The 10,741-nt window shown below is 47.6% G+C and carries 8 protein-coding genes, 1 rRNA gene and 1 pseudogene; 4 read left to right on the top strand and 6 right to left on the bottom strand.

The window, feature by feature from the left end:
* The 6 genes and pseudogenes from L1N85_RS25955 to L1N85_RS25925 all read right to left on the bottom strand — a co-directional run.
* A 16S ribosomal RNA gene (locus L1N85_RS25955) occupies nt 1-78 on the bottom strand; the annotation flags it as partial.
* Nucleotides 79-300: 222 nt separating this feature from the next.
* Nucleotides 301-795 (bottom strand): CYTH domain-containing protein, encoded by a 495-nt coding sequence (locus L1N85_RS25950; protein WP_235241917.1) that lies wholly within the window; start codon nt 793-795, stop codon nt 301-303.
* A gap of 21 nt (nt 796-816) precedes the next feature.
* Nucleotides 817-1,326 (bottom strand): annotated as a pseudogene (locus tag L1N85_RS25945) (AAA family ATPase); the annotation flags it as partial.
* Between the two features lie 368 nt (nt 1,327-1,694).
* The gene (locus tag L1N85_RS25935; RefSeq protein WP_235241916.1) at nt 1,695-2,168 is read right to left on the bottom strand and encodes a hypothetical protein; all 474 of its coding nucleotides are present in this window, start codon (nt 2,166-2,168) and stop codon (nt 1,695-1,697) included.
* 157 nt (nt 2,169-2,325) lie between these two features.
* The gene (locus tag L1N85_RS25930) at nt 2,326-3,441 is read right to left on the bottom strand and encodes a slipin family protein (RefSeq protein WP_235241915.1); all 1,116 of its coding nucleotides are present in this window, start codon (nt 3,439-3,441) and stop codon (nt 2,326-2,328) included.
* A gap of 524 nt (nt 3,442-3,965) precedes the next feature.
* Nucleotides 3,966-5,384, bottom strand: coding sequence for an RtcB family protein (locus L1N85_RS25925; RefSeq protein ID WP_235241914.1), 1,419 nt, complete (start codon nt 5,382-5,384; stop codon nt 3,966-3,968).
* Between the two features lie 170 nt (nt 5,385-5,554).
* Between L1N85_RS25925 and L1N85_RS25920 the strand changes: the two genes are divergently transcribed.
* The 4 genes from L1N85_RS25920 (at nt 5,555) to L1N85_RS25905 (ending at nt 9,992) form a co-directional block, all read left to right on the top strand.
* Complete coding sequence (locus L1N85_RS25920; protein WP_235241913.1) at nt 5,555-6,880, top strand: helix-turn-helix transcriptional regulator; 1,326 nt, start codon at nt 5,555-5,557, stop codon at nt 6,878-6,880.
* Nucleotides 6,855-7,652 carry a WYL domain-containing protein gene (locus tag L1N85_RS25915; protein WP_235241912.1) on the top strand — a complete coding sequence of 266 codons (798 nt, stop codon included), beginning with the start codon at nt 6,855-6,857 and terminating at the stop codon, nt 7,650-7,652. The genes L1N85_RS25920 and L1N85_RS25915 overlap by 26 nt, the downstream gene beginning before the upstream one ends.
* A gap of 188 nt (nt 7,653-7,840) precedes the next feature.
* On the top strand, nt 7,841-9,298 hold the full coding sequence (gene katA, locus L1N85_RS25910; RefSeq protein ID WP_235241911.1) for a catalase KatA: 1,458 nt from the start codon (nt 7,841-7,843) through the stop codon (nt 9,296-9,298).
* A 172-nt stretch (nt 9,299-9,470) separates the two neighbouring features.
* Nucleotides 9,471-9,992, top strand: a complete 522-nt coding sequence (locus L1N85_RS25905; RefSeq protein WP_235241910.1) for a hypothetical protein — start codon at nt 9,471-9,473, stop codon at nt 9,990-9,992.
* Nucleotides 9,993-10,741 lie beyond the last annotated feature (749 nt).

Below are 10,741 nucleotides of genomic sequence, written 5' to 3'. Positions count from 1 at the left end.
ACGCTTAATCCGCTCGACTTGCATGTATTAGGCACGCCGCCAGCGTTCGTCCTGAGCCAGGATCAAACTCTCCATGTTGGTTGTTTGACTTGCTCAATACTTTTTTTATCGCTTTTCTTACAATCCGTTAGGATTGCAAGGGCAGTTTCACTCGTTGTTCAGTTTTCAAAGAGCAATCTTTTCTTTCGTTTGTTTTGCTCGCCGTCCGCTTGTTTCTCTCGGCCGGAATTAGAATATATCATGTATCCGCCTATGAGGTCAAGCATTTTCTGAAACTTTTTTTAAATCTTTTAGCAAATGCTATTTTCCTTGTAATACTCGCCATACTTTCTTATTGCTATACTGTCGCTCGGAGCTTATATCTTTGCCGAACCAATCAGGCGCCGCGAAAGCATTCGCCGCTTCCTCCGATTCAAATTCCATCTCAAGAACAGCAAGCTCGATTTGATCGTAAATATCGATCTCAATGATTTTGCCGGCCCATTCGGCCGTAATTCGATTTTTCGTAAGCGGAACGAAGCCGAATGCTTTTACAACCTGCTCATAAATGCCCTCCGAAATGGAATACTCAATCTCCTCCCGCGAGATCCCGTTGCCCAGTTTAAAGGTGTGCGTGTAAGATACATTGCCACTTGCAATATCAACAATTCTTCTGACGCGCAGCTCCTGCGTCTCATCCATGGCCAAATAGGTTTGCTCAATTCGCTGCTCCGACAACGCTTTCAGCTTCTGTTCTTCTATAATCACGCTAGGCAAATCAGCCAGCAAAAATTTACGTTCTATTTCTAAGGACATTTCGGACTACTCCTTCACTTTCTATTCTTCATCCAAAAACAGCTCGCGCAGCATCCGTTCTCGGTTATTAATGAACTGCTTCATAAGCACGTAATGATCGGTTTCTTCACCATAATATACAGCCCATTACCGTTAAAACGATGAAGGAACGCAGCGAAAAATGATTCGCCATGCGATTGCTGATGCAGCGACTTTCCGCCGTACGAATCGATATTGCGCCGACCGCCGACCTCTCGGTCCATCGCGTCAATATTAGTTGCCAAATTATAGCAGCTTTCCGCACGGAAGAAGAATCCGTCCATGGGCTTGTTCACACTGCGGGAAAGCCTTAAATACTGATGCAGATCTGAGTGAGTGGCTGCCGTGGAAAAGTTAAAGTTGATCGTACCGCCCTCAGGATTGAATCCGAGTCCAATCGCGATCGCTTCCATCAGCGTCGACTTCCCCCATTCCATTTTCGCCTACGATGTAGGTTACTTTAGGATGAAATTCCAGCGTGTCCAGACCTTGAATGGCTTTCAAATCTCCTGGCTCGATCAAACGGCTGACATGCCGATTATTGGGCGCAGCATTTTTTGAATTTTTTCCCGCTTCCGCATGGACAAGGATCGTTGCGCCCAATTTTTTTCTTCGTTTGATATCAATAACATTTGCTTGTACAGCCCGGTTAGACGCGGCATTTAACACCATGCCTGCGCTTGCCCGTTTGGCCGACAGCTCTTCAGGCGAAAAGCCCTTAATGACCCACTGCTTTGTACTGTTCATTAACGGGACAAGCAAATCCGTTATCGCTTCCATTGTCTCCATGCTTGGGATTTCAATAAAATAAAATATTCATCATGTCAAATTGAGCCAGCTTGTGCTCGGCATTCGCCATTACAAATGAGCTCAATTCTTCCTCAGACAACGTACCGTAATAGAAAAGTAAGCCGCGAGTCAGCCGAATCCATTCGGTATTCCGGTCTACGCATAGAATGATCCTGAAAAATCTCTGCCTTGTTAAATAAATCTACGAGCTCAGAAGGCATAACGATGACTCTTTTACCATCAACGATTCCCGGAAACAATACTCCGCATTTCCGATAGTACTCATATTGCTGTAATTCTAACAGCGGCTTATCCCATAGACCGCCGTTTTTTGCTATTTTTTGAACGAGCTTCATTCTTGCATGATCCCAGCACCGGGTCATGATCCATAGGTTTTCCGCAATTTTTTCTGCAAGCCTCTCGACAAGCCCCTGCTTGTTAAGCGTACTGAGGTTGCTTATTTCCAAATTCATTCGAATGCTCGTCAGTTGCTGCTTGGTTAAAGTGCTAAGCGCGTCCGTAAATGATAACGGATATTTCAGCTCCGGCCAGAACTTATCCGGCATGATGTTCTCCTAAATAATAAATTTGATGCTTGCGGTTCTATTTAGATGTTAGAGTACATCAAAAAAACATGCAAGTTCAAAGGTAACAAAAATACGGTGCAGAATCAAACATAAGCCCCAAGATCATGACCTGATCCCGGGGCTTAGCGTAAATCGATCATGGCTTCTCCACTGTCCGAACACTTAGCAGGGAGTTTAGCTGCTCCAGCAAATTGCCTCCGCCGGTGAGCGAGATTGTACCAATCTTTTCGCATATCTTCTCAAGGAACTCGAGCTCCTTTAGGCGATAAAGCGTACCGTTCTCATCCATGAGCTTCGCCGTATTGAGCAAGCTGCGGGTTGAGGCCGTTTCTTCTCGGCGTGTGATGAGGTTGGCCTGCGCTTTCTTCTCAGCAAGCAGTACGGTATTCATGATGTCCTTGATATCACCAGGCAAAATAATATCCTTGAGGCCCGCCGAATTGAACTGCACGCCGTAATGCTCGCTCTGCTCGTTCAAGCGAGAGAGCACAAACGTCGCGATTTCCTGCTTCATGCGCAGCAGATCATCCAGCTTCAGAGTACCGACATACTCCCGCAGTATGAGCTGCAGCAGGATGTACACCTGATCCTCAAACGACTTGATCTGGAACGCTTTAAGAGGATCGACGACCTTGTACTGGCAAACGAAGTTGAGCCTAAGCGTTACCTTATCCTCCGTCATAATCTCCTGTCCGGTCATGTCCAGCTGCTGCTGGCGAAGGTCGAACGTTTTGACTTGCACGCCAGTCGGACCCTTCCAGAAGAAATATTTGCCCGGACGAAGCTCACGCTGCAGCACGTTATTAAAGAATAGAAGGCCCGTCTCATGGCTGGCAACCTCATAGGTTTGAATGCAGCTTTGCAGCTTTGGCAGCAGCGAACAGTCGATTTCCGCTGAAAGCTCCGGATTGCGTATATCAACATGAATGAACGTATGTTTCTTCATCACATTCCAGAAGGCATATGTTCCGGCCGTCAGCAGGGAAGCAAATTTGCCATCCTCAAAATGCAGCACATACTCATAATCCTGGACGTCTGCAATCGTCAGTTCTTCTATCAGTTTCGCATCCTGAAGAAACAGGTTGATTTCCATGTTCGGCACGGCAAAGCGCTTCGCTACATTTTGCAAAATAACGCTGTCGTCCGAAAACGGTCTATGCCGGTAAACGCCTGGCTGCAAATGTCTAACGTAGCTTCCTTTGTTGAACAGCAGGCCTCGCTCATCGTTTTTTATAATTACTTTTTTAAACATTTATGAACACCTCTTTAAGGTTGGAATTAAAAATTAGGTTGACCTTCGTAACAGAAATGCTCCTGCGGCTTAGCCGGAATCGGGCTTGAGAGAAGAGAACATTGGCATGCTGACCTCGTTATCAATAGCCTTCTATAGATTCAAATGCTACCTATAGCGAGCTATATCCTACTTCGCCAACAGAGGCAAAGGGGCTCTAATCGGTATCCGCCGATTGCATAGGCATTCCTGCAGCGAGCTTGCCGAAGCGTGCTCCGAGCATTCCTGTTAAAGGTCTGGGATGATTCTGATTTCTCTTGAAAGGAGACTAAATACTCTACCACAGAGTTACCGCTTATCAGGCGATACCATAAGGGAGTCGAACCCTTTTTTGATTTGGGAGATTAATGCCGAAATGGACGATACAGCATACAAGCGCATAGAATGCGCGAGCACTGCGGAATTCTTTGAAATCCCAGCCAAGGTACGCCACCCGTACACTAACCTCATCTATTATTGAAGTTATCTTTAATAGCATTAGTCATTTAGATGCCTTTGATCGCAGCCATCGGCTTGCACCGCGCGACAACTGCCGCCAATGACGCACCGACGACGCTGTCAATGATTTGGTCAACATCCTTGTACGCCTGCGGACATTCATCGAGAATCGTTTCCAAGGAACGGTGGTTAACGAGTATTTCATCCTCCGTGCCGACCTTCAGCGACTGCTCGAACTGATCGACCGTCACAAGCTCCTTCGTCGCTTTGCGGGAGCGCGCCCGCCCTGCGCCGTGGCAGATCGAATAGAAGTTTTTCAAGCCTTCATCCTTCCCTACCATAATATAGGAGGAGGTTCCCATCGAGCCGGGAATGAGAGCCGGATGCCCTGTCTCCTTGTATACCTGCGTATTCAAGAAATGGCCCGGCGGAAGCGCCCGCGTCGCTCCTTTGCGATGCACGAGCATCGGCTGATTGCGGTGAAATTCCTTCAGCGCATAGTTATGCATCAGGTCGTACAAGACGGGCATTTCCATATCCGCCCCGAACAACTCCTGAAACGCTTCGCGGACGCCGAACGCGATCATATGCCGGTTGCTCACGGCAAAGTTAAGAGCGGAATACATCAGATTCAAGTAGGTTTGCCCTTCCTGACTCGTAATCGGGGCATAGATCAGGTTCGGGTCGGGATTGCTCACGCCCCAATGATTCATAGCTTCCTTGATTACCTTGTTATGCTCCCGGCCGACCATGCCGCCCCAAGACCTCGAGCCGGAGTGGATCATGACGACGACCTGGCCGTCGAACAAGCCCCATTTTGCCGCCAAGTCTGCGTACTCTGCCTGAATCTCCAAATATTGAATTTCGATGAAGTGGTTGCCGCTACCGAGTGTTCCCAGCTGCCCGCGGGCATATTTCATGATCTTGGGCGGGAGATTCTTAAGGTACGAATGGTCGTAAGCAAAATTGGATTGCTCCACATGCGACAGCCACTGCTCATCCGGTACATATTTTGCAGGCAGTCCCTTCAAGCCATTCTGTACAACGCTCATCACATCGATATCTTCATAGTTTGTATTTGTGCGTTCATTGGTCGGTACGTATTTCTCGATAGCCGCTATTAAGGCTCGACGAATCTCTTTATCCTGAATATCGCGTTTGTGCAGCGGCGTCGTATGGACACGCATCCCGCAGCCGATATCCGAACCGACGATGGACGGTGACACGCAGCCGTCCTTCATATTCCACACGGCCGTGGTGCCGATGCAGGTCCCGATGCCGACATGTGCGTCTGGCGTGTAGCTCATATATTGATTACGAGGGATTTGCAGGTTGTTATTTGCCATTTCATATACTTTCACTCCAAAGGATTGGAACACTTCTTCGTTTGCGAACAGGTGAAGCTTACCGCTGGCGAGCTCCATTTCATGATGGTTGCTTCCGTGTCGCTTATGGGCCATGATCATTTTCAAAAACCTCCCGTACTGCTTCTATGAGCTCTATCTTCGCTCATTTGGAAGCGTCCGAACATGGCGAAAGTATTACGACCGAGGAAAATTTTCCTTTTTGTTCAAAACCTCCTTCTTCCTGTTAATATAGATGTAGAATAACGGTTACGATCGGAGGAATCACGTATATGGCCAAAGAAAGCTTCGATAAGGAAATTCAGTTTTTACGGATGCTCGTCTTGACGAGCGGTGCATACAACAGGCAGCAGTTCGCGGACAGGCTCGGCATTTCCGTACACACCTTTGACAAGACAATTAAGCGCCTCAAAGAAATCGTGAGCTCCGTCTGCCAACAGCTCCCCGAGGAGCAGGGCAAACAGTTCGCAGAGACGATTCGCTACAGTTATCTTGACTCCTCCGACCCGATGCTTCTTTTTCTATTCCGGGCGAAGTCACTGAAGGAATCCGAGAGTCAACGCATCTCGCTGCTGCTTGCCGCCATGCACGGACAGTCTTTATCGGCAATGGAATTGCTGGACGCTTGCTGCGCAAGCTTGCCTGCCGAGCTCCCGCTACCGGACGAGAAAACGATTCGCACCGATCTCAAATATTTGGAGCAGGTCGGCGTTATTAAGAAGGAGCCGGGACCGCGTCCTTTCCGCTATCGCATTCATAACGATTTAGTAAAAGATTTGTCGCATGACGAATTGCTGGATTTATATGATTTTGTGGATATTATGGCTAATACGCAAATACCTTCGGTACAAGGCTATTTGCTGCGCGACGGTCTAAAAAAACATTTTGCCCGCAACCTGGCTGAAAACGATTCGATAGATCCCTTTTTATATAAATATCACTACTACTCTCGCATTCTCGATGAAGCGAATCTATTCACCTTAATCGATGCGATACGCAATCGGCGCAAGGTCAGCTTCCTGTACTTCTCTCCGAAACGAGCGACGAGCTACGCCTCCAAAAATACGAACCCGCTGTTCGAGCGCGAGACCGAAGGCAAACAGGAGACCGTACTTCCGCTTAAAGTCATCTACGATCACCAATACGGCCGTTGGTATTTGCTGGGCCATCATGAGAGGTACGGCATAAAGAAATACCGGATGGAGGGATTAACCCAAATCGAGGAGGACAAAGCGGTCCCGGAGGAGTTGTTCGCAGAGGTGAGCACGGATCTCGAGCAGCGCATGCAATACAGCTGGCTGGTCGATACGGGCCGTCCCGTAACCGTTCGGATCCGCTTCTTCCATCCGGGGCCCGGCATTGCCAGCTTCGTCAAGGAGCGCGTTCTGCTTCAGGGACAATGGGGTGTCGTGACGGAGGAGAATGAAGCTTCGTTTCTCTTTGAAATCGTAGTGAACGGCACGATCGAGATTAAGCCGTGGATCCGCAGCTTCGGATCAAGCTGCGAGGTGCTGGAGCCCTTGAAGCTGCGGCAGGAAATGATAACGGAATGGAAGGAGATCAAGGCTTACTATGAATCTGTTCGAGAAAATATTTAACTATCAAATCATATCTCGACTCGAGGACTCAGGCACCTTCATGGTCACCTCCCACGAGCGCGGCTGGCTGAAGACGATGCTCCGGCATCCAGCCGCTGCCGAGGCGTTCTCGCCGGAGACGCTGCAGCGGCTTGGGGTTATTTTGTCACAAGACCAACCGTTCGATACGAGCGATTCGCTGCTGCATAAAGCAGCCAGTACGGAGAAGCATGTTTACCATGCGTTAATACGCCCATTAAGAAGAGCCATTATGAATAAGAGCCTCGTTCGATTAAGCTATGAAATTAAGGGTGGTCGAACGTATAGCGAACAAGAAGCCTTCCCCTACAAGCTGGAATATTCGATGGTCAAGCGGGAATGGTATTTGCTTTGGTACCATATGAGGCACCGAACGATGATGAGCACAAAGCTGCATAAAATAATCGAGGCCCGCGAAGAGCCGTGTACGGAAGAGAAATATGCGGCGCTGCAGGAAAAAGCTCTGTCTCTTATGGAGAAACGCAAGCAAAGCGTCCATATCCTGGTCGTGAAGCAATACAATGAGGAGCTGTCGCGCATTTTGTATGCTTTTTCATGTTTTGAGAAAGTGGTTTGTTATGACGCAGAATCGGATGAATATACAATCAGGCTCAGCTATTCCAGCAATGAAAGCGAATATGTGCTGTCTAAAACCCGGTTTCTCGGCAAGCGGGTATGTATTTTGGATAACTCATATATGAAGAACCGCATGCTGGAGTCTGCAGCAAAAGCGCTTGAGCGGTACGTTGAATAATTACAGCAGCGAACTGATCGTCCATTTTCTCATGTGCCGTGCCCTATTTTCAAAAGTAAAGTGCCTCTATCGTATTTTGACGAAAAATTTTAATTGTAATTATTATAAATAAATATTGATTTTCCTTTGGAAAACAGTAACATATTAGATGAGGCGCAATCATACAAAATCAATGAGGTGATTCTATTATGAGTACTGAGAAGAACAAACTTACGACTAGTTGGGGTGCTCCGGTTGGAGATAACCAAAACTCGATAACAGCAGGCTCACGTGGTCCCACATTAATTCAGGATGTTCACCTTCTTGAGAAGTTAGCACATTTCAACAGAGAGCGTGTTCCCGAGCGTGTCGTCCACGCTAAGGGCGCAGGCGCGCACGGTTATTTTCAGGTTACGCATGATGTAACGCCATACACCAAAGCCAGCTTTTTGTCAGAGGTAGGAAAGCGCACTCCGATGTTTATTCGATTCTCGACAGTAGCCGGCGAGCTTGGCTCCGCCGATACGGTACGCGACCCGCGCGGCTTTGCCGTTAAGTTCTACACCGAGGAAGGCAACTATGACTTGGTAGGCAATAATACGCCTGTATTCTTTATACGCGATGCCATTAAATTCCCGGACTTCATTCATACTCAAAAGCGTCATCCGCAAACGCATCTAAAAAACCCGAACGCCATTTGGGATTTCTGGTCCTTATCGCCTGAATCGCTGCATCAGGTTACGATCCTTATGTCCGACCGCGGCATTCCGGCAACGCTTAGACATATGCACGGTTTCGGCAGCCATACGTTCAAATGGGTCAATGCCGAAGGGCAAGCGGTTTGGGTGAAATATCATTTCAAAACCGAGCAAGGCGTTCAAAACCTTTCCAATGAAGCAGCTGCCAAAATAGCCGGCGAAAACCCGGACTACCATACCGAGGATTTATTCAATGCAATCGCCAGCGGCGACTTCCCGGCCTGGAAGCTTTATGTTCAAATCATGCCGATAGAGGATGCGGATACATACCGTTTCGATCCGTTCGATGTGACGAAGGTATGGTCGCAGAAGGATTATCCGCTCATCGAGGTTGGCCGCATGGTGCTCGATCGCAACCCTGAGAACTATTTTGCCGAAGTCGAGCAGGCGACGTTCTCCCCTGGATCGTTTGTACCCGGCATTGAGGCTTCTCCTGACAAAATGCTGCAAGGCCGCCTATTCGCTTACTCCGACGCCCATCGCTACCGGGTCGGCGCCAATCACAATCAGCTGCCCATCAACCGTCCAACCGCTCCGGTGAACAATCATCAGCGTGACGGTCAAATGCGTGCGGACGGCAATGGCGGAGCGTCCATGTATTACGAGCCGAACAGCTACAGCGGACCGACGGAGTCGCCTGAGAACAAGCCTGCTCCATTCGAAGTATCGGGCAGCGCGGACAGTGTAGGCTACGACCATCATGATCACTACACGCAAGCTGGTGATCTCTATCGCCTTATGAGCGAAGAAGAACGCGCACGCTTAGTTGAAACGATTGTCGGTGCAATGAAGCCGGTCGAAAGAGACGATATTAAACTTCGTCAGATCGGCCACTTCTACAAAGCGGATCCAGAGTATGGACAACGCGTTGCCGAAGGGCTAGGTTTATCCATATCGCAACAAGCTTAATGGACCAATATAGTTCCAATCAAATTGTGGCTGTCGAGATTCTCTCGACAGCCACAATTTTCTTATCCGCTAGCTGTCGCGATCATCGTCCCGACGCCGCTCACGTATACCGCCCATTCCAAATGCTAGATTCTACATATACTAGATAAAGTAGACCTAAGGAGGAATGGAAATGAGTATAATAACTGCTGAAGCGCTGCGTAAATCTGCTAGGAAAACGTTTCCCGTTTATCGAAAAATCGCAAAGGATCCCGTATATGCATTACGTCTATCCCATGCACTTCGAAATTCAGATTTGGATAAGGTAGAGACGTTATTGAAGCAAGCAACGTCAGGATTTAACACGTTTGGAGCAAATCCGGGAGGCTTTGATATCGGCTATTCGGCTCAACCTCCTGCGGATGAGATTTTTAACGCAACCTCTGTGAAAGGAAGAGGAACACTGACCGCAACGGGCTTAGCAAAGCTGTCAAGACGCATTCTGCCCCTCTATCGCAAAATAAGCTGCGACAAGAAATTTTCGACTGCGCTAGTTTTGGCGGCAAAGGCCGGAAACCATACTAGGCTGCGGAGATTAATTGCCCCGCTTATTCCAAATAATCGATTAGTATCCGTTCGGGGAGATAAAAAAAGTATTGTTTTAGAAATCAAAACTTGTGATGTTGTATTTATCAACCAATTTTTTGTTCTATGATCAGGCTAACGAGGACGGTATGAAAAGATGTAAGATTTAGATTAGCATGCAATCTTTGTTCAAACAGTGTCGTCTATCGGATAAAAACTACGATGCGGTTGCCGAAGCACTAGAAGCTCACCTGTGTTCTTCATTCTCCAAGGACCGGCAGCACAAACTGGAAAAACGCCAACTAATTTGTATCAGACACGCTCAATTAAAGCATTTACGGGAAAAGCAGGCGTTATTCACGGGAGTAATCTCTTCAAGTCGGCAAACTGACCACATTAGCGGGACAAATTCCAGTTAGGCCTGACTTACTCGCTGATGAAGCAAGTTTAACAGGATTTTTCCCAGTTAGATTCGTCATTAGTTCAACTTATACAATTCTTTATAAGGAACAATTTAAAAAAGGAATTAATTGGAAAATGTACTTTACTTAATGCGTTAGGGAGAGGAGAGATACGTAATCAAAAGTGCTGCAGAGATATTAGGAAAATTACTCTTAGTTGCGGTCATCATGTCATTCATCTTTATATATATTCATGCTCTATTGCTTGCTGGCATTATTTTGATAACTCTATCCGCTGTGCTCATTTGGGCGTTCGGAGGCATTGACTGGACATGGGTTGGCTTCATACAATAGCTATGTTCATGAGGAATGTTTTGCCCATACAAAAAAACCTACCGCATAACATGCGATAGGTCTCTCGTGCTTGGCGACGTCCTACTCTCCCAAGACCCTGCGGTCTAAGTACCATTGGCGCTGG

It is taken from the genome of Paenibacillus alkaliterrae (assembly GCF_021532375.1).
Lineage (GTDB): Bacteria > Bacillota > Bacilli > Paenibacillales > Paenibacillaceae > Pristimantibacillus > Pristimantibacillus alkaliterrae.
This window is presented reverse-complemented; position numbering and strand designations above follow the sequence as displayed.

What these genes read in the sequence shown, in the direction of transcription:
- L1N85_RS25950 (WP_235241917.1), bottom strand. Translation starts at nt 795, where the DNA reads ATGTCCTTAGAAATAGAACGTAAATTTTTGCTGGCTGATTTGCCTAGC.
- L1N85_RS25930 (WP_235241915.1), bottom strand. Translation starts at nt 3,441, where the DNA reads ATGTTTAAAAAAGTAATTATAAAAAACGATGAGCGAGGCCTGCTGTTC.
- L1N85_RS25905 (WP_235241910.1), top strand. Translation starts at nt 9,471, where the DNA reads ATGAGTATAATAACTGCTGAAGCGCTGCGTAAATCTGCTAGGAAAACG.
- L1N85_RS25920 (WP_235241913.1), top strand. Translation starts at nt 5,555, where the DNA reads ATGGCCAAAGAAAGCTTCGATAAGGAAATTCAGTTTTTACGGATGCTC.
- L1N85_RS25935 (WP_235241916.1), bottom strand. Translation starts at nt 2,168, where the DNA reads ATGCCGGATAAGTTCTGGCCGGAGCTGAAATATCCGTTATCATTTACG.
- L1N85_RS25925 (WP_235241914.1), bottom strand. Translation starts at nt 5,384, where the DNA reads ATGATCATGGCCCATAAGCGACACGGAAGCAACCATCATGAAATGGAG.
- katA (WP_235241911.1), top strand. Translation starts at nt 7,841, where the DNA reads ATGAGTACTGAGAAGAACAAACTTACGACTAGTTGGGGTGCTCCGGTT.
- L1N85_RS25915 (WP_235241912.1), top strand. Translation starts at nt 6,855, where the DNA reads ATGAATCTGTTCGAGAAAATATTTAACTATCAAATCATATCTCGACTC.